Here is a 25,504-nt window from a genome sequence, read left to right on the forward strand (position 1 = left end):
GAACTCTTTGATTACAAAGTAACAAAGCAAATTCTGATTAGGAAAGAGTGAAAAGACTATTTTTGAAAATGGTGCAACGTTTCTGCATACATTTTTTCGTACAATGGAAGAATATTTTTTAGATCAAATCTTAAGGCTTGCTCCTTCGCATTCTTTTTCATTTGAGTCAATAAATTCTCATCGCTCAGAAGTTTAATGGTATAATTACTCATGGCTTCAACATTTCCGATTTCTGCCAGATAACCAGTTTCTCCCTGAATATTCACTTCCGGAATTCCACCAGCGTTGGAACTGATTACAGGGGTTTCTGCAGCCATCGCTTCAAGTGCTGCCAAACCAAAACTTTCCTGTTCAGATGGAAGCAAGAATACATCAGATAACTGTAAAATTCGATATAAATCATTCACTTTACCAAGAAGGCGAACTTTCCCAATTAGATCAGGATGTTCTTCTAAAAACTGATTGATAATTTCCATATCAGGACCTTCACCGATGATGATTAACATTGATTTTACGCGGGCATTTACATTCTTAAAAATCTGCAGAACATCTCCTACTCTTTTTACTGGACGAAGATTGGAAACGTGGATCAATATCTTTTCATCATCAGTCGCGAATTGTCGTCTTTGGCAATCCGTATTAAAGGTGAATTCACCATTATCAATGAAATTGGTAATGACCTGAATTTCTTTGGTGATTTTAAATAATTGCAAGGTGTCTTTTTTAAGACTTTCAGAAACAGAAGTGATGGTATCTGATTGATTGATAGAGAATTCAACGGCGTGTTTATAACTTGGATGTTGCCCAACCAAAGTAATATCCGTTCCGTGAAGGGTTGTTACTAAAGGAATATCTTTACCTTCTTCCTTCAACATTTGCTTTGCAGTAAACGCTGCATAAGCATATGGAATTGCATAATGAGCATGCAGTAAATCGAGTTTGTACAAATTCACAACGCGGTAAATCATCGACGAAAGCGCGATATCATAGGGTTGATATTGAAAAAGCGGATACGTTTGAACGTTCACCTTATGAAAAAATATATTAGGATTGGTAATGTCTAATCTCGCAGGTAAAGCCGAACTGATAAAGTGCACTTCATACCCTTTGTCAGCGAGTGCCATACCAAGTTCTGTAGCAACGATGCCACTTCCACCGTAAGTGGGATAACAGAGAATTCCGATTTTCATGTGTTTTATTTTTAAATTGAAATTACTCAATTACTGTTTTATTATTTTTTGAAGAAGGCAGATCAATTCTAGAAGAAGGATTAAGTTCTAATCCCATTCCGGCTTTTAAATCATCATTAACCAAAACCGGCAGTTTACCCCAGATTTTAGTTTGACCACAAAACGCTTTCGCAGTTGCAATCATCGAATCATCGTTATTTTCATAAGAAACCAAAACAGTAGAAGCTTTAGAAACATCAACATCTTTTAAAGCATAAGCCGAACCGAAAACATTTAAAATAACATTTTGATTCTTCGTTAAATCGGCCAAAATCTTTTTGCTTTCGTTTGATATTTTATAAGGTTTATACGCTGTAGAATTATCTTTGTGAAAACCAACGATTACTTTTGAATTCGCAGGAATTGTGGAAATTTCAGAAGGTTTTTTTAAGATAATAGTCGAGTTCAAATTTAATTGATCCAGAAAAGTTTGATAAGGCGCTTCTTCTAGCGGAACATAATAATAAGTTTCCTTGCAATTCAACGGAAGCATTTTTTTATCATCTTTAATTAAAGTCAATGCATTTGCGTACATTTTCTGAACAATCGCGGAGTGTGAAGCATTGTTCAAATCATAATTAATATTTTCTGGATTTCTCGGTTCGTATTGATTTAAACCAAGATAATATTTGGTGAGCAAAATTTTCTTTACGCTTTCCTCTACTCGATTTTGTGAGATTTCTCCTTTATCAATGGCTTGTTGAATTAGTTTTTTTCCAGTCGCAACGTCTTGCGAGAAGAGCATAATGTCATTTCCTGCTGCAAATGCCATGGCATCTAATTCGCCTGCTTTGAATTTGTTAGCGACCGCTCCCATATTAAGTGCATCTGTGATAATCAAACCTTTGTAACCCAATTGGTCTTTTAAAATTCCCGTAATGATATTTTTAGAAATCGACGCCGGAATTCCTTTCGTTTTTTCTAAAGAGGGAACGTAAAGATGCGCAACCATTACTCCACCAATTCCTTTATCCACTAAGGCTTTGAAAGGTGCTAGTTCTACTTCATTGAGTCTTTGCAAAGAATGTGAAATTAGAGGGAGATCCAGATGAGAATCCAGATCGGTATCGCCATGTCCCGGGAAATGTTTAATGGCTGCGAGAATATTGTTGTTTTGTAAACCATTCGAATAAGCCAAAGCAGAATTAATCACATTTTGAACTTCTGAGCCAAAACTACGGTTGCCGATAATCGGATTATTGGGATTGGTATTCACATCAACCACCGGAGCGAAATCCCAATTGATTCCCATTCTTTTGCAATCTTCAGCAATTTTCGCTGCCATTTCTGTGATCAATCTTTTATCCTGAATCGCGCCAAGAGTCATTGCCCAAGGGAATTTATGTGCTGCCGCAATCCTTTGATACAATCCCCATTCTGCATCCATGCCAATCATTAAAGGGATTTTCGATTTTTGCTGAAATTCATTTACCAGGTTTATTTCTCTCGCAGCATCATCCTGCATTAAGATTAAACCCCCAATTTTATCATTTAAAACAATATTCCTAACTGAATTAATGTGAGTTTCATCTTTATTGGTGTATAAAGCAACAATGAACAGTTGCCCTAACTTCTCATCTTGAGAAAGTGAATGGTAGGTTTTTTCTACCCATTGATTTCCTTTTTGAACGTCTGGTGAGGAAATATTCTTCGGCTGATATTGCGCATTTAACCTAGCGATATTAAAGCAAAAAAGAAAGATTAAAAAAAACGAAAATTTTATTTTGATGTTTTTCATTATTTATAGGGATAAAGGTGAACAAAAATACAATTTTTAATTTTTAAACAGATTGTGCTTGGCATACATATTGACCATGAAAAATAAATAAACCATAAAAAATTTAAAATGAAAAAATATTTTACAATAATGCTAATGGCAATATTTACCATTACAGCAGTAAGTTGCGATAACCGAAATGATGATGTGATCGTACAAGACAATGATACGTATTCTGTAGTATTGGATATTAACAATGTTAATTTCTCTTATAATGCAGAAGATGGTTACAACATCAGCAGATCATTTACAAAACCTTTGTTTAACTCAGATGTGGTGTTAATCTACAGAAAAGCAGATTCTACTACAGATGGTTCCCCAGTTTGGCAGTCAATCCCAAGAACACTTTACTTCGCAGATGGAAAAGAACTTGATTATGATTTCGATTTCAGCAAAAATGACATCATGATTTACGCGAATGGAAACTACGATATTTCTACAACGCCAACTTATTTAAATAATCAAACTTTCAGAGTTGTTCTAGTTCCGGCGTCACCGGGCGGAAAAAACGTTAGTGTAGATTATTCTGATTATGATAGCGTAATAAAATATTTTAAGATCGACGATTCTAAAATTAAGAATTTATAAATTATTATAATTTAAAACAAATAAAACCACTGCATTTGCAGTGGTTTTTGTGTTATATGTCAGGTTAAAAGGACCGCTTATAATTTTATAATCGTTGATAATTTAGTAACTTTATAAATTCAAAAATTAACTTAAACTTTTTAATAATGAGTGTTCATATTGCCGCTAAAAAAGGAGAAATTGCTAAAACCGTTTTACAACCTGGTGATCCTTTGAGAGCTAAATACATCGCTGACAATTTCTTAACAGATGTAAAATTAGTAAGTAAAACGAGAAATGTTTTTTATTTCACCGGTCTTTATAAAGGAAAAGAAGTATCTGTTGGCGCAAGTGGAATGGGAATCCCAAGTATCGGAATTTATTCTTACGAGTTATTTACAGAATTCGATGTAGATACGATTATCCGAATCGGAACTTGTGGAGCCTACTCTACTGACTTGAAGGTTTTTGATCTTTTAAATGTAGAACATGCAGCAAGCGAATCTACGTATGCTAAATATGCTTGGGAAATAGAAGAAGACCTTTTGTTGCACCAAGGAAATGCATTTGGATTAATCAATGAAACTTCAAAAGAATTAAACTTAAATACAAAGCCAACAAATATTCATACCAGCGATATTTTCTATAGAAAATCTCAACTACTTCCTGAAATTGTAACGAAATATAATTGTTCAGCTGTAGAGATGGAAGCGTTTGCTTTGTTTGCTAATGCACAGTATTTGGGTAAAAACGCAGCAACGATTCTTACTGTTTCAGATGTTATTCCTACGGGTGATGAAATTTCTGCTGATCAGCGAGAAACCGCATTAACGCCAATGATTGAATTAGCTTTAGAAACTGCTATCAAAATATAGAAATTAATAAACGATATTTTCATCATCAAGAAGATGACCGAAATAATCTTTTTTAGTTTTTAAATAAACTTCACTTTCCTTTGTAGAATCCATCTGCAAAGGAATTCTTTTATTGAGGTGAATATTACTTTCCACCACAAATTTGATTTTTTCAGGATTATTGGTGAGAAGATTTATTTCTTTAATGTTAAGAATAGTAAGGATTTCGATAGCGCTATCAAAACTTCTGTCATCTGCAGGAAGTCCTAATTTAAGATTTGCTTCTACGGTATCAAAACCTTGTTCTTGTAAAGCATATGCTTTTAATTTATTGATGATGCCAATGTTTCTTCCTTCCTGTCTCAGGTAAACAATGATTCCACCATTTTCATTGATGAATTTCATTGCTTCATCAAGTTGCTGGCCGCATTCACATTTTTTAGAATGAAAAACTTCTCCTGTAATACACTCGGAATGGAAACGTACATTGACAGGTTTTGTAAAATCAGTATTCTTAGCAATCACAGCGATATGCGGCATCCAGTCGTTTTCAGATTCGGAAAATGCAATCATACGAAATTCCCCATATTCGGTAGGAACGTTTGATTCAGCTTGAATTTTTAACATTGAGTTTGTTGCTATTTTATGGATGCTGGATCTTTAGAAATATTACTTTCGAGAAAAGTCATATTTGTTTTGATTCTCACCAAATACCTGTTAAGTACCTGATCGTCATCAGCATTCAAATATTTTCTAAGTTTCTGAAGTTTTTTATAAGATTTCTCGAAGTTTCTTTGTGCATTATTGAGTCCATTTATATTATAAGACTCAATTGCACCGATATAATCTTTAAGATGATATTTTAAATTTACAACTTCAAGGTTCACCGCATCATTTTTAAATTTAGGGAAAGAAGAAATTAAATTACTAATTTCTGAAGAATAAACGATGAGATTCTTTCTTTCACTATAAGAGTAAGATGAACTTTGCAAACTCATTCCACCAACTGGCGACAAATTTATCTTTTCCGCAGAACAAGATAGCGACAGAAGTAAAATTAGAATGTAACCAAAGTTAGATTTACGCATTTTTTACATTTTGATAAAGGATCGGATTAAGACTTTCATCATTGTACATTTTCATCTGTTTATACACTTTCATCTTAACATTACCGTTCTCTATATCAAAAAGCAATTGGTCAATTGCTTCAGAAAGATCTTTTTGTTGTTCTAGCAAAGTATTTAATTTAGCAGAACATTTTTTTCTGTGCTCATCACTTGCAGACTCTCGGTGAGCCTCCAGGTTCATATGATAAACTTTTAATGCTAAAATCGACAGCCGATCTACTGCCCAAGCAGGAGTTTCGGAGTTGATTTTAGCGTCGATTCTTGGAGTACTATCTTTATATTTCTGCAGGAACCAACTGTCGATAAACTCTACCAAATCAGTTCTTTGCTGATTTGAAGAGTCGATTCTTCTTTTAAGTTTTAAGGCTTCATTCGGGTCAATATTTTCATCACGAATAATATCTTCCAGGTGCCATTGAACGGTATCAATCCAGTTTTTAGCATACAAAAGTCGTTCCAAACTTTCAGCCGGATAAGGATTGTTTACAAGAGTATCCACATTATCTTCAACATGATATGCTGCAATGGATTCGTTAAAAACCTTCCAGGCAATTTCTGTAAATTTCATCAGAAAATATTTTTTAAAGGGTATCTGAACTAGAATTGCTTTTAGGCTCTTCTGGTTTTTTGTCTTCTTCTTTTACGGCATCTTTAAATTCTTTAATCCCAGAGCCTAAACCTCTCATCATTTCAGGAATTTTTTTACCGCCGAAAAACACCAAAATGATGATTCCAACGATTAATAAGTGTTGCCAAGAAAGTGCGAGTATTGTTAATGTATTCATCTTAAAAATTTTTACAAAGTTATAGTATTTTTTTAATTCACCCAACCTAATGGATCCACCGGATTACTACCATTCCAAATCTGGAAATCTAACGTATAACTGCCATCGAAATCTTCACCTACAACCCCAACAGATGTCCCCGCAGAAACCTGCTGATTTGCTGAAACCATGGTGCTTGAAAGGTTTGCATAAATGGTAAAATAATCACCATGCTTAACAATAACCGTTTTAGATCCATCTCCCGAAGCCATAACGCGAGATACCGTTCCTGGTGCAATACATTTCGCAACAGTTCCTTTAGTCACTGCAATTTTAACACCGTTATTTTCTTCAACAATATTTTTAAAGACTGGATGCGGCTGTCTGCCGAATCTGTGCGTGATAGTTCCATAAACTGGCATTCCCATTTTTCCGCGGTTGGCTGCAAAATTATTTCCTACGTTTGCAGAAACTCCATAGTTGGTCATGGCTTTTTTCTCAGCCGCCTTTTTCTCCTCGTCATTTTTCTTCACCATATTTGCTTCTGCCACCCTTACATCTGCGGCTTTATCTGCTGCGGCTTTTGCATTTGCTGCAGCTGCAGCTGCATCTTTTGCAGCGGCTAATCTGCGTGCTTCTGCTCTTTCAGCATCAGCAGCTTTTTTAGAATCTTCTGTTTTTTTAGCATCAGCAGCGGCGGCTAATTTTGCTTTCTCAGCCTCATCAGCAGCTTTCTTTTCAGAAATTTCTTTTAATCTTCTCGCCTCATCATCGGCTTTCTTTTTTTCTAAAGCCAAAGCCTCCATTCTTGCTTTATTTTCAGCATCGATTCTTGCTTTCTCCCTTTCTGCAGCAATTTTTGCGAGACGAATTTTTTCCGCTTCTATCTTTCTATTTTCCTCTTCTTTCGCTTTAGCGATTCTAATCTCTTCTGCAATAATAGATCGAATCTGACCTTCTAATTTTTTAGATTCGGCTTGTTTTTGTTTGAGTTCTGCAGTAAGTTGAGTTTCATTTTTCTTAAACTCTTCCAGTAATGCCTGTTTTGTTTTTTTCTCCGCTTCAATGGTGAGCAACTCTTTCTGCTGATTCGAAAGAATCATCTCCTTGTCCTTGACAGATTTCTGTTTTAAAGTAATATTTTGTTGAAGAACTTTTGCAGCATTAGAAATCTCTGCTGCTTTTTTATCTTGATAATCGGAATAATCTTTTAAGTACTGAATTCTTCGTAACGCTTCACCTAAATTTTTTGAAGATAAAATGAAGGTCACTTTATTTTGTGAACCTTTATTTTTATACGCTTTTACCAAAACTTCAGCATAGTTTTTTCTAAGTACGGCAAGTTCCCGATTTTGACGATTAATTTCTAACTGACGTAAATAGATTTCGTCTTCAACTAATTTTTTTTCTTTTTGAGTATTGGTATATACTTTTTCTCGAAGCCCAATTTTTTTCTCAACTTCATTCAGGTATGCTAAAGAAAGTTTTGACTGCTGTTGGGTTTTAGCCAAGTTTGAATTGATGGAGGAAATTTGTTTTTTTAGGTCCGCATTCTGCTTTTGAAGTTGCTCCTTCTTCTGCGCAGAAAAAAAGCCGAACAGAAAAATGCCTATTAAAAAGCTTAATCTTTTAATCATTTGATCTCAGTTTTCGTATAATTATTGGGGACGGAATAAGGTGCTTCCATTTTAGAAAAGTCAAATTTCGTATTTTCCAGTAAAATTTGGCTGTCTTTTGCTCCTTTTATTACTATTTTAACATTTTTGGGGAGTTTTACATTCTCAAAACTCTCCCAATTAGAATAAGATACTTCCAGATAATCTGGTTGATCTACTTTTTGTAAAGATACTTTGGTCAAATCAAACTGATCACTATATTCCAAAGATACGGCGTATTCAGCTATTTTCCCATCAGTTTTAAAACGGATATTGTTTGTTGATTTCAAAAGATATCCTTGTGCATTCTTGGTTAATTGATACTCATTTTCTTTCACTGGGATAAAAGTTTTTCCGAGCAATAAATCCTGAAAAGAATTATAATCAATAAAATTTACATTCAGCAAATTATTAAGATAGGTGAAATCTGATTCAATATAGGTTTTGTTCCATTTTTCATATCCTTTAATTCCTTCTGGTGTGGCGATTCCTCTTCCTACATTCAAGAAAATTGCAATCATATTGATCCAGACTTTTTTATCTTTTTCAATATAGATCGTGGCATCTAAAGGTGGAATAAATTTACCCGTTTCTGCTGTGATCCTAGAATTAATTTTCAATTGCTGAAAATCAGTCTTTTCATTAATTTTCTTAAAGAATCCGGCGCTTGAAGCCACTGGCGTGTTGGTACTGATTGGGTTTTCGACTCCTGTTTTTGTTTTACAAGAAACCATTAACATCATCAAACCCGTCGCAAGAATATATTTTTTCATTTAATTTTTGTTTAAACTTTCTCGGAAGTTTACAATATTAACGCCAAACCACACAAATTGTTTTGTGTGGTTTGCAACGCAATATTTCTATAACGATTTATCTGCTTTCATTTTTTGATAGAAAGTCTAAAACCGAATAATCTCCTAAAGAAATCTCTCTCGCTACTCCGAAATACTCAGCAGAATTTCCAATCATTGAGTTGCTTAAGTTTCCATGGTCAATGATGGTGTTTTCCTGGATCAATGAGTTGTCAATATTTGAATTAATGATTCTCGTATTATTGCCTATAGAAACTCTTGGTCCAATTTTAGAGTTTACAATCTCCACATTCTCACCGATAAAACACGGTGGAATTATCATACAGTTTTCAATTTTTGCAGAAGCTGGATGCTGAGACATCTCCTCTTTTTCATACTCCAACACTTTACCATTCGTTTCAACGGTTGCATTTTTATTTCCACAATCCATCCAGTCATCAACTTTACCCAGAGAGAATTTCGCGCCTTTCTGACGAAGATTCTCTAATGCTGTAGTTAACTGGAATTCACCACCTTGCTTAATATCATTATCCATGATATAATTGATTTCGCTCATCAATTTTTCTGCAGAACTGAAGTAGTAAATTCCAATAATTGCTAAATCAGAAACAAATGTTTTCGGTTTTTCTACAAAGTCGGTAATGAAACCATAATCATCTAATTTTACTACTCCAAAAGCAGATGGATCCTCAACTTTCTTCACCCAAATTACGCCATCTGAATTTTTATCTAAAACAAAATCCGCTTTAAATAATGTATCCGCAAATGCTACGACAACATCACCTTGCATAGACTGTTCCGCACATTTAATTGCATGAGCAGTTCCTAATGGTTCATCTTGCGTGTAAACAGTTCCTTTTGCTCCTAAACTTTCGGCAATTTGAATTAAAGACACTTCGACTTCGGCACCAAAATCACCGATAATAAATGCAATTTCATCAATCTTTTCCCCCGCAACTTTTGCAATATCTTCTACCAAACGTTGTACAATTGGTTTCCCTGCAATCGGGATCAAAGGTTTAGGAACTGTTAAAGTATGAGGTCTAAGTCTAGAACCACGACCTGCCATTGGCACAATTATTTTCATAGTTTATTTTTGTTTTACTCTTCGTTTATTTTGATTTTGATCAATTTAAAATAGGAGTTTTGTAATATATATATATATATATATATATTTATTAAGATTGGGTACTTCCAAATCCACCTGCACCGCGCTCAGTTTCGCTGATTTCAGAGACTTCTTCCCACTCTGCAGTTTTATATTTAGCAATCACCATTTGCGCAATTCGATCCCCATTATTAATGGTAAAATTCTCGGAAGCCAAATTTACTAAAATAACCCCAATTTCGCCACGGTAATCCGCATCGATTGTTCCTGGTGCATTTAATACCGTTATTCCATTTTTAATAGCTAATCCGCTTCTGGGTCTAATTTGCGCTTCTAATCCTTCTGGAAGTTCTAAAAACAATCCGGTTGGAATCAATTTTCTTTCCAGTGATTTTAAAGTTATGCTTTCATCGAGATTCGCATATAAGTCCATTCCCGCAGATTGTTGGGTCTGGTATTTCGGTAAAGGATGTTGTGATTTATTAATGATTTTTATTTTCATATTAAACTTTTCTGATTTTTCTTAAAGTATCTTTTTCTACGTAAATAACGATGGCTAAAAATAATAAAAAGAGAGCATTTCCAATGAGTAAATTTCCATCAAGCACATAATAAGAAACCACTGAAAATAAAATACTTAAACTCAAATACCCTATTAATTTCTTCATATTATACGGAACTGGATAAAAATATTGACCTAGGAAATATGACACCGTCATCATAGTGAAATAAGAGAAAAAAGTTGCCCAAGCCGATGCCCAAAAACCATATACTGGAATAAAATACACATTAATACCAATTGTAACTGCCGCCCCTAAAACAGAAAGGTACGCTCCAAATATCGTTTTATCTGAAAGTTTATACCACACCGACATATTGAGATAAATTCCCAAAAACACAGCTGCGATTAAAACAATCGGCACAATTGCAATTCCAACATTATAATCAGAATTTCTCAGATACAATGGCGCAATCCAATCCAAATTCACGCATAATGCTAAGAGGAAAATACAATTGACCAAGACAAACATATCCATCAATCTTGCATAAGAATGTCCTGAGTTTTCATTTTTAGCATGGGAGAAAAAGAAAGGTTCAATTCCCAAAAGATAAGCTTGTCTGAAAAGCGTAATAAAGGTTACAATTCTACAAACTGCACCGTAAATCGCCATTTGCTCAGTATTGGTTCCGTCTGGTAAAAGATATTTTAAAAACTGGCGATCCATTGTTTCATTCACTACACCTGCTAAACCCGCTACGGTAATTGGCCAGGAATACGCCATCATATTTTTCCAGAGTGACCAATCAAACGCTTTCAAACTCACGCTTTTTAATTCCTGAAAAAGGAGAATAAATGTCACTGCACTTGCAACCAAATTCGCTACGAAAACATATCCGATTCCAAAATCTGGATTATACTTAAAACCTAAGAAACCAGTATTCCCTAATTTCGGAAGAAGAACAATAAAAAATATAACCAGTAAGAAATTGACAATACCATTAATAATTTTAATAATTGCGAATTTTTTAGGCCTTCCTGTTTTTCGTAAAATTACAAAGGGCATCGTGCTTAAACCATCTAATCCCAGAACAGTAACAATTAAAATTAAGAGATTGACCTGATCTGGTGTTTTAAAAGCAATGGCTAAATCCGTTCGAAACAGATAAGAAAAAATAACAAAAATTAAAGAAGCAGTTACAACACTCAAGGTTGCGGTAGATATTAATTTCTTGGAATCTTCCACTTTTTCCGCAAACCTAAAAAAAGTAGTTTCCATACCGTGTGAGAGGAGAACGATGATTATTCCCGCCACAGAATAAAAATCAATAAACGGCGCTAAAGCCGAAGGACCAAATCTTTCTGTAACAAATGGCGCAATAATAAACGGAAAAAGCCGAATAATAACAGTGCTTAAACCATAGATTGCCGTTTGTCCCAATAATTTTTTATACAAAATTTCTGAATTTCTGCAAATATAATTAAAATAGCGATTCCATTTTAGAAGTCAATAAAGGAGAATCCTCAATATTCATTTTTTTAAACCAACCTTAAATTTTACATTTGTTGGACTAATAAATCTCTTAAAATTCGTCTAATTTCACCTTTAAGTCAAAATGAAAACACTCATCAAAAACGCTAAAATTGTTAATGAAAATCAGATTTCTGAAAGCGATATTCTTATTGAAAATGAACTTATTTCTAAAATAGAAAAGAACATTTCTGAAGAAAACATCGATCAAATCATTGAGGCTTCTGGGAAATATCTTTTACCTGGAATTATTGATGATCAAGTACATTTTCGCGAACCAGGCTTAACCTGGAAAGGAGATATTGAAAGTGAATCTAGAGCAGCAATTGCAGGCGGAATCACCAGTTTTATGGAACAGCCAAATACGGTTCCGAATGCAGTGACGCAAGAATTATTAGAAGAAAAATATAAAATTGCCGCCGAGAAATCATTTGCCAATTATTCATTTTTAATGGGTGGCACGAATGATAACTTAGAAGAAGTTTTAAAAACCAATCCACGAAATGTGGCGGGAATAAAATTATTTCTCGGTTCTTCAACTGGAAATATGTTGGTCGATAATCCAGAAACTTTAGAAAAGATTTTCAGCAGTACAAAAATGCTGATTGCCGTTCATTGCGAAGATGAAGCCACCATTAGAAAAAACACTGAGATTGCAAAACAAAAATATGGTGAAGACATTCCAGTTTCCCAACATCACTTGATTAGAAGCGAGGAAGCGTGTTTTATTTCTTCGAGTAAAGCGATTGAGTTGGCAAAAAAAACCGGAGCGAGATTGCATATATTTCATGTTTCCACGGCGAAAGAAACCGAACTTTTTAGAAGTGACATTCCATTAAAAGAAAAAAAAATCACGGCGGAGGTTTGCGTTCATCATCTTACTTTCACCAATGAAGATTACGAAACCAAAGGAAACTTCATCAAATGGAATCCTTCAGTTAAAACGCAGAAAGACAAGGACGGACTTTGGGCAGCGCTTTTGGATGATCGAATTGATGTAATTGCAACCGATCACGCTCCGCATACTCTAGAAGAGAAATCTCAGAAATACCTGCAAGCGCCGTCTGGTGGACCATTGGTTCAGCATGCTTTAAACATAATGCTGGAAAACTTTAAAAAGGGTAAAATTTCTTTAGAGAAAATCGTGGAGAAAATGTGCCATAATCCGGCCATTCTTTTTGAAATTGAAAAACGTGGTTTTATTAAAGAAGGATATAAAGCAGATTTAGTTCTGGTCGATTTAAATGATGGCTACACTGTTTCCAAAGAAAATATTTTATACAAATGTGGATGGAGTCCATTGGAAGGAACAGAATTTCATTCTAAAATCACGCATACTTTTGTCAATGGATTTTTAGTTTTTGAAAATGGAAAAATTTCAGAAGAAAAACATGGCGAAAGATTGCTGTTTGACAGGTAATTACAATTTATTTCAAAATAACATTAGCACATAACTGGAGTCAAAAAAATCACATCAATGAAGTCAAAAATTTCACAGATTATATTAATCATCGTTTTTGCAATTGACTTGTTTTTGATTTTCACTAATAAAATAGATTTGCGTTTTTTCACCAAACCGCTTTTGATTCCTATTTTGATTTTAATGTATTTCTCTAGAGTGAAATCAGAAAAAACTCAGTTGAATCTATTTTTTATTTCGGGATTAGTGCTCAGTTTTTTTGGAGATTTGTTTCTTCTTTTTAAATGGGGTTTTCTACCCGGATTAGGAAGTTTTTTAGTGGCTCATTTATTTTATATAATTTCGTTTAAGAAGAAATTGCAAAAACCAATATCTGAAATTTGGCCGATAATACTTAGTATCTATGCCTCAATCTTATTCGTTTTTCTTTTTCCTTATTTAAAAGAAATGAAAATTCCAGTAACTATTTATGCGATTGTAATTGCGACGATGATGTACAACGCAATTAAAACGCACAATAGAAATTTGATTATTGGGGCACTTCTATTTCTCATTTCAGATACGCTGCTTTCCATTAATCTTTTCTTGAAACCCTTGCTAATTCTCAATTTAATGGTGATGATTACTTACATTGCTGCGCAGTGGTTTTTGGTGAAAGGAATGATTTCAGATGAAAAGAATTAGGATTTTAAAATGATTTCCTTAAAAATCATTTTAACAATTTAACTGCTCCGACTTTAGCCATTTTTTATTTTAACTTTTATTTGGACGCCTGTTTCCGCCTTCCGTTCCCGCTTTTTTAATTGGTGACTTCGACAAGCTCAGCCACCAATTAAAAAGAGCTCCACTCAAGTCGGGGCGAAGTTTCTGGTATTTTAACACATTCGTTTTATACTAAAAACATGTGGTTATTCTATCGAGGAATATGAATTGTGATTTCAATTTGATATTCATAACATTTTATATAATTTCCTAAGACGAAAATTTAATCTTAAATTTAAATCAAAATTAAAAGTATGAATTTATATACACAGCCAATGCTCAAAGAAGATGCATTGAAAGATAAAGTAGCCGTTGTAACTGGCGGTGGAAGTGGACTCGGAAAAGCAATGACAAAATATTTCCTGCAGTTAGGAGCAAAAGTAGTCATCACTTCCCGAAATTTAGAAAAGTTACAAAACACTGCAAAAGAATTGGAAGAAGAAACGGGCGGAAAAGTTTTGTGCGTGCAGTGTGATGTAAGAAACTGGGAAGAAGTTGAAGCCATGAAAGATGCGGCTATAAAAGAATTCGGACAAATCGATATTCTTTTAAACAACGCTGCCGGAAACTTTATTGCACCAACCGAAAGATTAACTCATTCAGCCTTTGATTCTATTTTAGATATTGTTTTAAAAGGAACAAAAAACTGCACCCTTTCCATCGGAAAATACTGGATTGAAAATAAAATCCCTGGCACGGTTTTAAATATTGTCACCACTTACGCCTGGACAGGTTCTGCATACGTAGTTCCATCTGCCTGTGCGAAAGCCGGAGTTCTCGCGATGACCAGAAGTTTAGCCGTAGAATGGGCGAAATATGGAATCCGTTTTAATGCAATTGCGCCAGGACCGTTCCCTACCAAAGGTGCTTGGGAAAGATTATTACCAGGAGACTTGGCTGAGAAATTCGATATGCGTAAAAAAGTACCATTAAGAAGAGTTGGTGAACATCAAGAGTTAGCGAATTTGGCTGCTTATTTAGTATCCGATTATTCTGCTTATATGAATGGTGAAGTTGTAACCATCGATGGTGGCGAATGGCTGCAAGGTGCGGGAGAGTTTAATATGCTTGAAGAAATACCGCAGGAAATGTGGGATATGCTTGAAATGATGATTAAAGCGAAAAAATCCAATTAAGTTTAATTCAAAATATAAAAGCTCAATATGTAACAATATTGAGCTTTTTTTATACTTATATTAAAAATCTACCTCATGAATTTTAAATTTCTAAAGCCAATGGTCGCATTGGCAATTGCTTTTTCTGTAAATTTATTTGCTCAGAATGATGCACCAAAGTACAGTTATACCGACGCGTTTAAACCGTATTTCTATCTCAATAATGGAACAGAAACTCGTTCTGCAAGCGGACAACCCGGACACAACTATTGGCAGAACAGTGCTGATTACGTTTTAAATGCAACATTGAATGAAGCAAAAAATGAAATTTCAGGATCCGCGGAAATTATTTACACCAATAACAGTTTTGATGATTTAGGTTTTCTGTGGCTGCAATTGGATCAAAATTTATTCAAAAAAGATTCCCGCGGCAATGCCGTAGTTCCAATGTCTGGAAGTAGAAATGGAGCAAAAAGCCAAGAATTCGATGGTGGTTATACCATTAAATCAATAGAAATTCTTTCGGCTAATGGAAAAAACTTAAAGGTAAATCCAACCTACACGATTTCAGATACAAGAATGCAGATTGATCTTCCACAAGATTTGAAAGCGAAAGGTGGCGTTATAAAATTTGTAATTAATTATTCATTTGTTTCACCGAATTATGGTTCCGACAGAATGGGAGTAGAAGCCACGAAAAATGGTAAGATTTTCACCATTGCGCAATGGTTTCCAAGAATGTGTGTCTACGATGACATCATGGGTTGGAATACTTTACCTTATTTAGGCGCCGGTGAATTTTATCTGGAATATGGCGATATCACTGCAAACTTAACCGTCCCAAGCAATCATTATGTAGTTGCTTCCGGTGAATTATTAAATCCAAAAGAAGTTTACTCTAACGACCAAAACAAAAAATGGGATCAAGCGAGAAACAGTGACAAAACGGTAATTATTCGTTCTGCTGCAGAAGCAAACGCTACTGCAAAAACTTCTACATCAACTAAAACTTGGAAATATAAAATTGAAAACACACGGGACTTTGCGTGGGCTTCTTCGTCGTCCTTTATTCTCGATGCAGTTAAAATTAATTTACCAAGTGGAAAGAAATCTTTAGCAATTTCTGCTTATCCGGTAGAAAGTGATGGAAATGCAGCATGGGGAAGATCGACAGAATACACCAAAAGTTCTATTGAACATTACTCAAAAAGATGGTATGAATACACCTATCCAACCGCTGTAAACGTTGCAGGAAATGAAGGTGGCATGGAATATCCAGGGATTGTATTTTGTCACATGAATTCAAAGGGAGCAGATCTTTGGGGAGTAACCGATCATGAGTTTGGCCATAATTGGTTTCCGATGATTGTAGGCTCTAACGAAAGATTATATGCTTGGATGGATGAGGGATTAAATACATTCATCAATGGTATTTCTGAAAAGGACTTTAATAATGGAGAATATTATCAACCGAAAACACTTCAGCAAATGTCTTTCGGTTTTAATAATGATAATATGGAACCCGTCATGACAGCGCCAGATAATTTAAAGGAAAGAAATCTTGGGTTTTTAGGTTACTATAAACCAAGTGCGGGACTGCAAATGTTGCGTGAAAATATTTTGGGTGAAGAGCGTTTCGATAAAGCGCTTCGAGAATATATTAAGAGATGGGCTTTCAAACATCCTACTCCAGATGATTTTTTCAGAACCATGGAAAATGTTTCAGGAGAAGAACTGAACTGGTTTTGGAGAGGTTGGTTTTTAAATAAATGGAAAATCGACCAAGCCGTAAAAAGCGCAAAATACGTAAACGGTGATTTTACAAAAGGAGTAATTATTAAAATTGAAAACATCGGACAATTGCCAATGCCTGTAAACTTAGACATTAAATTTAAAGATGGAACGATTCAAAACATAAAATTACCAGTAGAAATTTGGAAAAGAAATACGGAATGGACTTTTGAAGTTCCAACCAAAAAAGAAATTTTGTCGGTCCAATTAGATCCAAAAGGAAGTTTGCCTGATGCGAATCCTGCAGACAACATCTTAAAAATGGAATCTGGAAATGCCGAAAAAATTATTTTAAGTAATTATACCGGTTCATTTACGAGTAAGCAAGTTCCCATAAAAATAGTTTTGAAAGAAGAAAATAATAAATTGGTAGCTCAAGTTGAAGGTCAACCTGCTTTTCCATTGGATTATGATGGATCAGATAAATTCAGTTTCACCATGGCGGGAATTGAATTAGAGTTCGCTAAAGACAAGAAAAGTTTCAAACTGAATCAAGCTGGTCAAAGTTTCACTTTCACAAAAGAATAAGAACATTAGAATTTTTAAATAATTAAAAGCCGTTTCACAAGTTATTTTGTGAAACGGCTTTTTTATTTAAGATGTTAAATGAAAGCATCATTTTCAACTTAGTTGCAACAAAAAACGCTCTGATTTCTCAGAGCGTTTAACCTTAATTTGTAGACCCACAGGGATTCGAACCCCAACTGACGGTACCAAAAACCGGAGTGCTACCGTTACACCATGGGTCTGTCATTATTTTGGTGGTGCAAATCTAGAAAATTATTTCTTATCAAACAATTATTTTTCAAAAAAAATTTAAAAAAGTAATAATTATAATTTCAATTGACTTTTATTCAAGTTTAAATTCCGTATTTTTGAAAAAATAATTTTACAAATGAGCAGCATCGAAGATAAGAAAAAAGCACTGGCTTTAGTGCTAGACAAATTAGATAAAACCTACGGTAAAGGAACGGTAATGACCTTGGGAGGCGCTTCTGTTGATGATACCATCGAAGTAATTCCGTCGGGATCATTAGGGATTGACATGGCTTTAGGTGTGGGCGGTTACCCAAGAGGAAGAGTTATTGAAATCTATGGTCCGGAATCTTCGGGGAAAACGACTTTAACTTTACACGCGATTGCAGAAGCACAAAAAGCCGGCGGAATTGCAGCGTTTATTGATGCTGAGCACGCATTCGACCGTTTCTATGCTTCCAAATTAGGAATTAATTTAGATGACCTGATTATTTCTCAGCCAGACAATGGTGAACAGGCATTAGAGATTGCGGATAATTTAATCCGTTCGGGCGCAGTTGACATTGTCGTTATTGACTCTGTTGCGGCTTTGACTCCAAAAGCGGAGATCGAAGGTGAAATGGGAGATTCTAAAATGGGACTTCATGCAAGATTAATGTCTCAGGCGTTGAGAAAATTAACAGGAACTATTTCTAAAACAAAATGTACCGTAATTTTCATCAACCAGTTGAGAGAGAAAATCGGTGTAATGTTTGGAAACCCTGAAACGACAACGGGTGGAAATGCTTTGAAGTTTTACGCTTCGGTAAGGATTGATATCAGAAAAGCGAGTGCGCCGATAAAAACAGGTGATGAAGCAGTAGGAAGTCGTGTGAAAGTGAAGATTGTGAAAAACAAAGTTGCACCTCCATTTAAAATGGCAGAATTTGACATCATGTACGGGGAAGGAATTTCTAAAACCGGAGAAATCTTAGATGCGGCTGTTGATATGGCAATCGTGAAGAAAAGCGGTTCTTGGTTCAGTTATGGAGATACCAAATTGGGACAAGGTCGTGATGCGGTTAGAGATATGTTGAAAGATAATCCTGAACTTGCTGAAGAACTGGAAGGTAAAATCAGAGAAGAGATTAAAAATAAAAAAGCATAGAATATCGAGTTGATATTTATACGGCTTTAAATTTAAAGACAGCGATTGCGCTGTCTTTTTTGTTTTAAAAATTGAATCGTCAAGAATCGAGCTGTTTTTTCGGAAATTAGTTTTAGTAATTGCGGCGGACTTTAAGACATAATTATATTCGCATTTTCACTCACATTAAAATTTCTTATATTTTTTGAAAACCGGTCTTCTTTACTGAAATCCTGCTTTGCAATAGGGATAGAAACGGAAACCCCGGAAAAGGCGTTGGGAATGCAATGGCTTGAGGAGTTGCAGTGGATAGCCCGACCCGAGCGGTGGGAAAATTGTAGAAAAAAAATTGTAAGCGGCTGCGAGGGAATTGCCCAAAAAAAATTGACAAAGTGTCACTTTCTTTAGAATGGTGTTTTATTTGAGAATTGAATTTCATAATTTAAAAATCAATTAACATGACAAAAGGAAATATTAATGTATCGGTGGAAAATATTTTTCCCTTAATTAAAAAGTTTCTCTACAGCGATCACGAAATATTTTTGCGTGAACTGATTTCTAATGCAACAGATGCTACGCTGAAATTAAAACATTTGACCAGCATTGGTGAAGCCAAAATAGATTATGGCAATCCGAAAATCGAAGTTATCATTGACAAAGAAGCAAAGACACTTCGAATCATTGACCAGGGAATTGGGATGACTGGGGAGGAAGTTGAAAAATACATCAATCAAGTTGCTTTTTCGGGAGCGGAAGAGTTTCTAGAAAAATATAAAGATTCAGCAAAAGATTCTGGGATCATCGGTCATTTCGGTCTTGGCTTTTATTCTGCCTTTATGGTGGCGGAAAAAGTTGAGATTCTTACGAAGTCCTACAAAGATGAACCAGCAGTTCGTTGGATTTGCGACGGTAGTCCGGAATATACTTTAGAAGAAACGACTGATAAAACAGACAGAGGATCAGAAATCATCCTTCATATTGCTGAAGATTCTACAGAGTTTTTGGAAGAATTCAGAATTCGTGAACTGTTATTAAAGTACAACAAATTCATGCCTGTTCCAATTAAATTTGGAACCAAAAAAGAAACGTTGCCTTTGCCAGAAGATGCTGCAGAAGATGCAAAAGCAGAAACTGTTGAAGTTGATAACATTATTAACAACCCTACTCCAGCCTGGACGAAAACTCCGAGTGAACTTTCTGAGGCTGATTATAAAGAATTCTATCATGAATTATATCCAATGCAGTTTGATGAGCCGTTATTTAATATTCACCTAAATGTAGATTATCCGTTTAATTTAACGGGGATTCTTTATTTCCCAAAATTGACCAACGGTCTAAATATTGAGAAAGATAAAATTCAATTATACCAAAACCAGGTTTATGTAACCGATGAGGTGAAAGGAATTGTTCCAGATTTCTTAATGTTATTGCGCGGTGTAATTGATTCGCCAGATATTCCGTTGAACGTTTCGCGTTCTTATCTTCAAGCAGATGGTGCGGTGAAGAAAATATCTTCGTACATCACTAAGAAAGTCGCTGATAAAATGGTTTCTTTATTTAATGAAAACCGTGAAGACTACGAGAAAAAATGGAATGACATCAAAATAGTGATCGAATACGGAATGATTTCTGAGGATAAGTTCTTTGATAAGTCTGATAAGTTTGCCTTATACCCAACAACCGACGGAACTTATTATTTATGGTCTGAATTAGAAGGAAAAGTAAAACCTCTTCAAACAGATAAAGACGGAAAATTCGTTGTCTTATACGCAACAAATGCAGATGAGCAACACAGTTACATTCAGGCAGCGAAAGACAAAGGCTATGAAGTTCTGCTTTTAGACTCACCAATTGTACCGCATTTAATTCAGAAATTAGAATCTACAAAAGAGAAAATTTCTTTCGCGAGAGTTGATGCAGATCATATCAATAACTTGATTAAAAAAGAAGATTCCGCAATTTTCAAACTGAATGAAACTGAAAAAGAATCTTTAAAGAAAAATATTGAAGAAGCCGTGAATGATACCAAGTTCACCGTTCAGGTTGAAGATTTAGAAAGTTCGGATGCACCCTTCATTATTACCCAGCCAGAATTTATGCGAAGAATGAAGGACATGCAGGCAACTGGTGGCGGCGGAATGTTTGGAATGAGTGGTTTCCCTGAAATGTACAATCTGGTAGTGAACTCCAATAGTGAACTGGCTGCTGAGATTTTAAAAAATGAAGATGTAGAAACCAAAAATTCCAAAATAAAATATGCGCTAGATTTAGCGAAACTTTCCCAAAATTTATTGAAAGGAAAAGATTTAACCGATTTTATTCAGAAAAGTTACCAGCAGTTGAGCAAGTAATTTACTTTTTCAACGTTTAAATCTTAGGCTAAGATTTACAGTTTATACAATTTCGGCGGAACCAAAGGTTCCGCCGAAATCATTTTAAAAAGAAAAAACGCACTGAAAATCAATGCGTTTTAACTGGGGTGAATGAGGGGTCTCGAACCCCCGACCTCCGGAACCACAATCCGGCGCTCTAACCAACTGAGCTACAATCACCATTTGAGGTTGCAAATATAAGATTTTTCGATATACTACAAAACTATTCCGTCGAAATTTTTAAATGCGAGCAACTTTTCACTCGTAAAACCTTCTGCAAAGTCAACTCCAGAGAGTCTACCCAAGTCTTGAGCGCGATAAGTAAGGCTTTCTAAAAAATCTTTTGATGAAATTGGAGTCATCGGTTCTTTCGAAGTAGGATCGTAAAACTGAGTTTTATAAGCAAGACACGCTTCTATTTTTTTAGACATGAAATCAGAAACATCAACAACGAAATGGGGCGTCACATTTTTCCACTGGATATAATTGAAAATCTGTTTTGGTCGCCAGGCTTTTTGATTTTCGTTATCTAAAGTAGTTTCTATTTTTACGAGTCCAGACAGGAAACAGGCATCAGAAATTAACTTCGATGCTTTTGCGTGATCGGGATGACGATCATCAATAGAATTCGCAAAAACAATTTCAGGTTGGTATTTCCGGATCACTCTTACAATCTGCATTTGGTATTCCTCGGAATTCTGAAGAAAACCATCTTTCATCTTAAGATTTACGCGATCAGAAAATCCCAGAATCTTGGAAGCATTTGCGGCTTCTTCGGCTCTGGTAAGATTAGTACCACGTGTTCCAAGTTCGCCTTGTGTTAAATCGACTACAGTGACTGTTTTACCTTCGGAAATCAGTTTTGCTAAAGTTCCGCCACAGCCCAACTCTACATCGTCAGGATGCGCGCCGATTGCTAAAATATCTACTTTCATTTCGGTAATATTAATTATTAAAATATTGATAAATGGTTGTTAGAAATTGTGCGTAAGATTGTTCCAACCTTATAATATCTCCAGATTTCAGATTAATTCCGGGACTTCCATTTTGATTTGAATTTACGGAAAGACCTGAAAGTTGAAAAAACTGAACAGGTTGATTTTCCTGCGCCGCAATTTTTATACTCGAACCTAATAACTTTCTGGTAGATACTGTATAAATTTCACCTGGAGCAAGTTTTAAAACAGAATAGGTTCTAGGCTCGAAAACCATTTTTTCATTGTTAATGGAAATCGTTTGTTTTTTATAAGGCGATGAAATAAAGTATACCGTATTTTCTTCTTTCGGGAAATCTGAAACCGGCACATAATACAAACTCAGTTTATAATGAATGGGATCGAATTTAGAAAAAGTTCCATCGACCTCTTCAAATGGTTGGTATGAAAAAGCGTTTGCACCAATTTCTTTTGCTTTTTTATAAATCATTCCAAATACTTCAGCATCATTATCTGAAAATCCCTGTACTTCAACTTCTCCCAAATATTCCGCTGCTGGTAAATCAGGATTAATTTTATACAACATTTTATCGCTGTTGGAAATGGATTTCACTACTTTATTCAACACGACATTTTGAGCAAAAAAGAAAGGTGAAAATACGATTAAATATAAAAAGAGAAATTTTTTCATTCGTGGGTTGTTGCTAAAATTTCGATACATTCTTCTAAAGCGTTTTCCCAATGGATTGGTTCCACACCATACACCTCTTCTATTTTATCTAAAGCCATGGTGCTGCGTTTCGGTCTTTTTGCAGGCGTAGGAAATTCTTCTGTTGTAATGGCTTTCAGTTTAATTTTAGAGTCGGAAAATTCTGCAATTTTCTTTGCAAAATCAAACCAGTTTGTTTCTGGATAATTAGAAAAATGAAAAACTCCAAAAACTTTCGGTTCCGAAGAAATAATCTTCATCACTGTAGTGGCTAAATCATTAGCATTTGTCGGTTGGCCAAACTGATCTGATACAATTCCCAATTCGTCTTTGATGGTGAAAAGATTCAGCATCGTTTTCACGAAATTTTTATTAAATTCCGAGTACAACCAAGAAGTTCGGATAACAATCGTTTTGGGATTGTGCTCGAGCGCAAGTTCTTCACCTTTCAGTTTAGAAGCACCGTAAACTCCCTGTGGATTGGTGAAATTATCTTCGGAATAGGAAATATTACTTTCACCATCAAAGACATAATCTGTGGAGATATGGATTAAAATCGTTTTTGACTTTCTGCAGGCTTCTGCTACATTTGCAACTCCACTGGCATTTACAGCAAATGCTTTTTCAATTTCGGTTTCTGCTAAATCTACCGCAGTATACGCTGCTGCATTGATGCAAAAATCGGGTTGATAATCCTCGAAAAAATTATCTACCGCATTACTATCTGTAATATCTAAATCTTCAGATCCTGCGAAATTAAATTCGAAATTATTACTAAAATCAGGTGCTATTTTTTTGAAACAGTTTCCCAGTTGTCCATTTCCTCCAATGACGAGAATTTTCTTCATGCTTCTTTTGTTTTTTTATTTTGTCTTCTGAAATGTACGACTCTGCTTTTAAAATCTTTTTCCTCTAAATTGACAAGAAATTTCTCAAATAACCTTTTGGTATCTTCAGGATGGGAATCGGAAGAACGCGTTTTCATATTGAAATAAATAACGGTCACCCACAAAACACAGTGAATGGTTTTACCGTCTTCACTTTTCATTAAAATCTCAACTTTAGAGATGCGGTCGCCTACTTCAATTGTTTTGCTGGAAATAACGACTCTGGCATTATAGCGAACTTCTTTTAGATAAGCAATTTCATTTTGAATGGTAATCCAGGTACATCCTGTTTTCCGGGTATATTCTTCGTAGGTAAAGCCATAGCCAGATTCTACATGGTCTTCTCGGGCATTGAGCATATACTCCAGGTATTTCACATTATTGAGGTGCCCGATAGGATCACAGTCGCTAAATCGAATTCTGGAGAGGCTTGAAATTTCTTTTTGCATGGTACAAAATTAAAAAAACCATCCCGGATAATCGGGATGGTTTAGGATAATAAAATAATCTATTAAAGTCCTAATTCTTTTTTCACTAATGGAGTCGCATCTGGACCACCTTTGTAGATTAATGCTTGTGCATCAATAATAAAGTCGTAACCGTTTGCTTTAGCAACTTTCTCTACTGCTTTGTTCAATTTTTCGATAATTGGTTTTACCGCTGTATCTCTTTTTTGAGCTAAGTCGTTTTGAGCAGTTGTTTGAATTTGTTGTAAATTCTGTTGTTTTTTCTGAAGGTCAGCTTCTTTAGCGGTTCTTTGCGCTTCAGTCATTTTAGGACCGTCTACTTGCTGATATTGTTGTACTTCTTTTTGAAAAGCTTCTGCTTGCTTACCTAATTCGTCACCTTTTGTTTTACTAAAAGCTTCTAATTCAGTAGTCATTTTTTTTGTTTCTGGCATTACAGATAATACTGCGTCATAATCCATCATTGCAAACTTCTGCGCTTGAGCAACTCCTGTGGCTGCAAACATCAAAACTGCTGCAAATAATACACTTAATTTTTTCATAATTGAGGTTAAATAAATTTATAGTTGGTTTTTGTTAATTACTTTATTTTTTCGGCATTCCCATCCGATCTCTGGCTCTTTTCTGACTTCAGAATTTTCATCTTTTCATTTCTCTCATCCATACTTCTGCCATTAGATTTTGTTGAGTTTTGACTATTTTCCGTCTTTATGGAAGGAGAATTTTTCAGCAACAAATCTAATACTTTATCTGTATAATCATATCTTTTATCAAGGAAAATTACACTAATGTTATTGCTTTTATCAAGAACTATGCCCAAGGTATTTTTCTCTGACACCGTCTTAATTGCGCCCCAGATTAAATCCTGGAAAGGTTTGGTCAAATTAGACCTTGCATTGTTGATTTCTCCCATTGAACCAAAACGATTATTGATCATTGCTTTAATTCTTTTGTCTAAATCGTCAACTTCCTTTTGGCGTTGTTTCAACTGATTACCTATTAATAAAACTTTTTCATTTTCAAGAGTGGTTCTTTTCTTTTCAAACTCTGACTGTAAAGTTTGAATTTCATTTTGCCAATTGGTAATTTGCTCATTCAATCGGGACTCTGCTTCCTTGTACTGAGGCAATCGTTCGAGTATATAATTGGTATCAACCACTCCTATTTTCTGTGCAGTTGCAGTTGTTGCAAAAGCAAGAAGGAATATGAATAATAATTGAAACTTTTTCATAGTTACTAAT

Annotated in this window: 25 protein-coding genes and 2 tRNA genes; 8 read left to right on the plus strand and 19 right to left on the minus strand. The window is 35.0% G+C overall.

The window, feature by feature from the left end; all coding sequences use genetic code 11:
• Positions 1-56 precede the first annotated feature (56 nt).
• Both bshA and PUH65_RS01040 read right to left on the minus strand, forming a co-directional pair.
• The gene (gene bshA, locus PUH65_RS01035) at positions 57-1,190 is read right to left on the minus strand and encodes an N-acetyl-alpha-D-glucosaminyl L-malate synthase BshA (protein ID WP_305517998.1); all 1,134 of its coding nucleotides are present in this window, start codon (positions 1,188-1,190) and stop codon (positions 57-59) included.
• A 22-nt stretch (positions 1,191-1,212) separates the two neighbouring features.
• The gene (locus tag PUH65_RS01040) at positions 1,213-2,967 is read right to left on the minus strand and encodes a glycoside hydrolase family 3 protein (RefSeq protein WP_305517999.1); all 1,755 of its coding nucleotides are present in this window, start codon (positions 2,965-2,967) and stop codon (positions 1,213-1,215) included.
• A gap of 108 nt (positions 2,968-3,075) precedes the next feature.
• Here PUH65_RS01040 and PUH65_RS01045 point away from each other — a divergent pair, with 108 nt between their 5' ends.
• Both PUH65_RS01045 and deoD read left to right on the plus strand, forming a co-directional pair.
• Positions 3,076-3,594, plus strand: coding sequence for a hypothetical protein (locus PUH65_RS01045; protein WP_305518000.1), 519 nt, complete (start codon positions 3,076-3,078; stop codon positions 3,592-3,594).
• 146 nt (positions 3,595-3,740) lie between these two features.
• Entirely contained in the window at positions 3,741-4,448 is a 708-nt protein-coding gene (deoD, locus tag PUH65_RS01050) for a purine-nucleoside phosphorylase (protein ID WP_305518001.1), read from the plus strand.
• 3 nt (positions 4,449-4,451) lie between these two features.
• Here the strand turns inward: deoD and ribA are convergent, their stop codons facing one another.
• From ribA to PUH65_RS01095, 9 genes are all read right to left on the minus strand, one after another.
• The gene (ribA, locus tag PUH65_RS01055) at positions 4,452-5,054 is read right to left on the minus strand and encodes a GTP cyclohydrolase II (RefSeq protein WP_305518002.1); all 603 of its coding nucleotides are present in this window, start codon (positions 5,052-5,054) and stop codon (positions 4,452-4,454) included.
• Between the two features lie 11 nt (positions 5,055-5,065).
• Positions 5,066-5,515 (minus strand): hypothetical protein, encoded by a 450-nt coding sequence (locus tag PUH65_RS01060; protein ID WP_305518003.1) that lies wholly within the window; start codon positions 5,513-5,515, stop codon positions 5,066-5,068.
• Complete coding sequence (locus PUH65_RS01065) at positions 5,508-6,122, minus strand: DUF4254 domain-containing protein (protein WP_305518004.1); 615 nt, start codon at positions 6,120-6,122, stop codon at positions 5,508-5,510. The genes PUH65_RS01060 and PUH65_RS01065 overlap by 8 nt, the downstream gene beginning before the upstream one ends.
• Positions 6,123-6,135: 13 nt before the next feature.
• Positions 6,136-6,339, minus strand: coding sequence for a twin-arginine translocase TatA/TatE family subunit (locus PUH65_RS01070; RefSeq protein ID WP_305518005.1), 204 nt, complete (start codon positions 6,337-6,339; stop codon positions 6,136-6,138).
• 32 nt (positions 6,340-6,371) lie between these two features.
• Positions 6,372-7,955, minus strand: a complete 1,584-nt coding sequence (locus PUH65_RS01075; RefSeq protein ID WP_305518006.1) for a murein hydrolase activator EnvC — start codon at positions 7,953-7,955, stop codon at positions 6,372-6,374.
• Positions 7,952-8,746: a DUF4292 domain-containing protein gene (locus PUH65_RS01080; RefSeq protein WP_305518007.1), complete on the minus strand. Its 795-nt coding sequence runs from the start codon at positions 8,744-8,746 to the stop codon at positions 7,952-7,954. Before PUH65_RS01080 ends, PUH65_RS01075 begins: the two co-directional genes overlap by 4 nt.
• Before the next feature lie 97 nt (positions 8,747-8,843).
• Positions 8,844-9,872: a sugar phosphate nucleotidyltransferase gene (locus PUH65_RS01085; protein ID WP_305518008.1), complete on the minus strand. Its 1,029-nt coding sequence runs from the start codon at positions 9,870-9,872 to the stop codon at positions 8,844-8,846.
• Positions 9,873-9,963: 91 nt separating this feature from the next.
• Entirely contained in the window at positions 9,964-10,395 is a 432-nt protein-coding gene (gene dut, locus PUH65_RS01090; protein WP_305518009.1) for a dUTP diphosphatase, read from the minus strand.
• 1 nt (position 10,396) lies between these two features.
• The gene (locus PUH65_RS01095; protein ID WP_305518010.1) at positions 10,397-11,848 is read right to left on the minus strand and encodes a lipopolysaccharide biosynthesis protein; all 1,452 of its coding nucleotides are present in this window, start codon (positions 11,846-11,848) and stop codon (positions 10,397-10,399) included.
• Between the two features lie 160 nt (positions 11,849-12,008).
• Here PUH65_RS01095 and PUH65_RS01100 point away from each other — a divergent pair, with 160 nt between their 5' ends.
• The 4 genes from PUH65_RS01100 (at position 12,009) to PUH65_RS01115 (ending at position 17,539) form a co-directional block, all read left to right on the plus strand.
• Positions 12,009-13,343 (plus strand): dihydroorotase, encoded by a 1,335-nt coding sequence (locus PUH65_RS01100; protein WP_305518011.1) that lies wholly within the window; start codon positions 12,009-12,011, stop codon positions 13,341-13,343.
• 57 nt (positions 13,344-13,400) lie between these two features.
• The gene (locus PUH65_RS01105; RefSeq protein ID WP_305518012.1) at positions 13,401-14,027 is read left to right on the plus strand and encodes a lysoplasmalogenase; all 627 of its coding nucleotides are present in this window, start codon (positions 13,401-13,403) and stop codon (positions 14,025-14,027) included.
• A gap of 332 nt (positions 14,028-14,359) precedes the next feature.
• Positions 14,360-15,241: an SDR family oxidoreductase gene (locus PUH65_RS01110; protein WP_305518013.1), complete on the plus strand. Its 882-nt coding sequence runs from the start codon at positions 14,360-14,362 to the stop codon at positions 15,239-15,241.
• 75 nt (positions 15,242-15,316) lie between these two features.
• A complete protein-coding gene (locus PUH65_RS01115) occupies positions 15,317-17,539 on the plus strand; it encodes a M1 family metallopeptidase (RefSeq protein WP_305518014.1) in 2,223 nt (740 codons plus the stop codon).
• Positions 17,540-17,689: 150 nt separating this feature from the next.
• Here PUH65_RS01115 and PUH65_RS01120 read toward each other — a convergent pair.
• Positions 17,690-17,760 (minus strand) — tRNA-Gln (locus PUH65_RS01120).
• Between the two features lie 146 nt (positions 17,761-17,906).
• On the opposite strand from PUH65_RS01120, the gene recA reads away from it, so the two are divergent.
• Together recA and htpG are read left to right on the plus strand one after the other, a co-directional pair.
• Complete coding sequence (gene recA, locus PUH65_RS01125; protein ID WP_305518015.1) at positions 17,907-18,914, plus strand: recombinase RecA; 1,008 nt, start codon at positions 17,907-17,909, stop codon at positions 18,912-18,914.
• Positions 18,915-19,351: 437 nt separating this feature from the next.
• Complete coding sequence (htpG, locus tag PUH65_RS01130) at positions 19,352-21,244, plus strand: molecular chaperone HtpG (protein ID WP_305518016.1); 1,893 nt, start codon at positions 19,352-19,354, stop codon at positions 21,242-21,244.
• Positions 21,245-21,368: 124 nt separating this feature from the next.
• Here htpG and PUH65_RS01135 read toward each other — a convergent pair.
• The 7 genes from PUH65_RS01135 to PUH65_RS01165 form a co-directional block, all read right to left on the minus strand.
• Positions 21,369-21,445: transfer RNA gene (locus PUH65_RS01135), tRNA-His, on the minus strand.
• 35 nt (positions 21,446-21,480) lie between these two features.
• Complete coding sequence (bshB1, locus tag PUH65_RS01140) at positions 21,481-22,200, minus strand: bacillithiol biosynthesis deacetylase BshB1 (RefSeq protein WP_305518017.1); 720 nt, start codon at positions 22,198-22,200, stop codon at positions 21,481-21,483.
• A 10-nt stretch (positions 22,201-22,210) separates the two neighbouring features.
• Positions 22,211-22,891, minus strand: coding sequence for a hypothetical protein (locus PUH65_RS01145; protein WP_305518018.1), 681 nt, complete (start codon positions 22,889-22,891; stop codon positions 22,211-22,213).
• Positions 22,888-23,757: a dTDP-4-dehydrorhamnose reductase gene (rfbD, locus tag PUH65_RS01150; protein ID WP_305518019.1), complete on the minus strand. Its 870-nt coding sequence runs from the start codon at positions 23,755-23,757 to the stop codon at positions 22,888-22,890. The genes PUH65_RS01145 and rfbD overlap by 4 nt, the downstream gene beginning before the upstream one ends.
• Complete coding sequence (locus PUH65_RS01155; protein ID WP_305518020.1) at positions 23,754-24,245, minus strand: thioesterase family protein; 492 nt, start codon at positions 24,243-24,245, stop codon at positions 23,754-23,756. The genes rfbD and PUH65_RS01155 overlap by 4 nt, the downstream gene beginning before the upstream one ends.
• A gap of 62 nt (positions 24,246-24,307) precedes the next feature.
• Positions 24,308-24,805 carry an OmpH family outer membrane protein gene (locus PUH65_RS01160; protein ID WP_305518021.1) on the minus strand — a complete coding sequence of 166 codons (498 nt, stop codon included), beginning with the start codon at positions 24,803-24,805 and terminating at the stop codon, positions 24,308-24,310.
• Positions 24,806-24,843: 38 nt separating this feature from the next.
• Complete coding sequence (locus tag PUH65_RS01165) at positions 24,844-25,494, minus strand: OmpH family outer membrane protein (protein ID WP_305518022.1); 651 nt, start codon at positions 25,492-25,494, stop codon at positions 24,844-24,846.
• Positions 25,495-25,504 lie beyond the last annotated feature (10 nt).

Source organism: Kaistella sp. SH40-3 (genome assembly GCF_030686865.1).
GTDB lineage: Bacteria > Bacteroidota > Bacteroidia > Flavobacteriales > Weeksellaceae > Kaistella.

Coding starts and splice junctions, on each gene's coding strand:
- PUH65_RS01105 (WP_305518012.1), top strand. CDS start 13,401: ATGAAGTCAAAAATTTCACAGATTATATTAATCATCGTTTTTGCAATT.
- PUH65_RS01160 (WP_305518021.1), bottom strand. CDS start 24,805: ATGAAAAAATTAAGTGTATTATTTGCAGCAGTTTTGATGTTTGCAGCC.
- PUH65_RS01115 (WP_305518014.1), top strand. CDS start 15,317: ATGAATTTTAAATTTCTAAAGCCAATGGTCGCATTGGCAATTGCTTTT.
- PUH65_RS01155 (WP_305518020.1), bottom strand. CDS start 24,245: ATGCAAAAAGAAATTTCAAGCCTCTCCAGAATTCGATTTAGCGACTGT.
- bshB1 (WP_305518017.1), bottom strand. CDS start 22,200: ATGAAAGTAGATATTTTAGCAATCGGCGCGCATCCTGACGATGTAGAG.
- ribA (WP_305518002.1), bottom strand. CDS start 5,054: ATGTTAAAAATTCAAGCTGAATCAAACGTTCCTACCGAATATGGGGAA.
- PUH65_RS01065 (WP_305518004.1), bottom strand. CDS start 6,122: ATGAAATTTACAGAAATTGCCTGGAAGGTTTTTAACGAATCCATTGCA.
- PUH65_RS01045 (WP_305518000.1), top strand. CDS start 3,076: ATGAAAAAATATTTTACAATAATGCTAATGGCAATATTTACCATTACA.
- htpG (WP_305518016.1), top strand. CDS start 19,352: ATGACAAAAGGAAATATTAATGTATCGGTGGAAAATATTTTTCCCTTA.
- deoD (WP_305518001.1), top strand. CDS start 3,741: ATGAGTGTTCATATTGCCGCTAAAAAAGGAGAAATTGCTAAAACCGTT.
- PUH65_RS01070 (WP_305518005.1), bottom strand. CDS start 6,339: ATGAATACATTAACAATACTCGCACTTTCTTGGCAACACTTATTAATC.
- PUH65_RS01110 (WP_305518013.1), top strand. CDS start 14,360: ATGAATTTATATACACAGCCAATGCTCAAAGAAGATGCATTGAAAGAT.
- PUH65_RS01075 (WP_305518006.1), bottom strand. CDS start 7,955: ATGATTAAAAGATTAAGCTTTTTAATAGGCATTTTTCTGTTCGGCTTT.
- PUH65_RS01060 (WP_305518003.1), bottom strand. CDS start 5,515: ATGCGTAAATCTAACTTTGGTTACATTCTAATTTTACTTCTGTCGCTA.
- bshA (WP_305517998.1), bottom strand. CDS start 1,190: ATGAAAATCGGAATTCTCTGTTATCCCACTTACGGTGGAAGTGGCATC.
- recA (WP_305518015.1), top strand. CDS start 17,907: ATGAGCAGCATCGAAGATAAGAAAAAAGCACTGGCTTTAGTGCTAGAC.
- rfbD (WP_305518019.1), bottom strand. CDS start 23,757: ATGAAGAAAATTCTCGTCATTGGAGGAAATGGACAACTGGGAAACTGT.
- PUH65_RS01145 (WP_305518018.1), bottom strand. CDS start 22,891: ATGAAAAAATTTCTCTTTTTATATTTAATCGTATTTTCACCTTTCTTT.
- PUH65_RS01165 (WP_305518022.1), bottom strand. CDS start 25,494: ATGAAAAAGTTTCAATTATTATTCATATTCCTTCTTGCTTTTGCAACA.
- PUH65_RS01040 (WP_305517999.1), bottom strand. CDS start 2,967: ATGAAAAACATCAAAATAAAATTTTCGTTTTTTTTAATCTTTCTTTTT.
- PUH65_RS01085 (WP_305518008.1), bottom strand. CDS start 9,872: ATGAAAATAATTGTGCCAATGGCAGGTCGTGGTTCTAGACTTAGACCT.
- dut (WP_305518009.1), bottom strand. CDS start 10,395: ATGAAAATAAAAATCATTAATAAATCACAACATCCTTTACCGAAATAC.
- PUH65_RS01080 (WP_305518007.1), bottom strand. CDS start 8,746: ATGAAAAAATATATTCTTGCGACGGGTTTGATGATGTTAATGGTTTCT.
- PUH65_RS01100 (WP_305518011.1), top strand. CDS start 12,009: ATGAAAACACTCATCAAAAACGCTAAAATTGTTAATGAAAATCAGATT.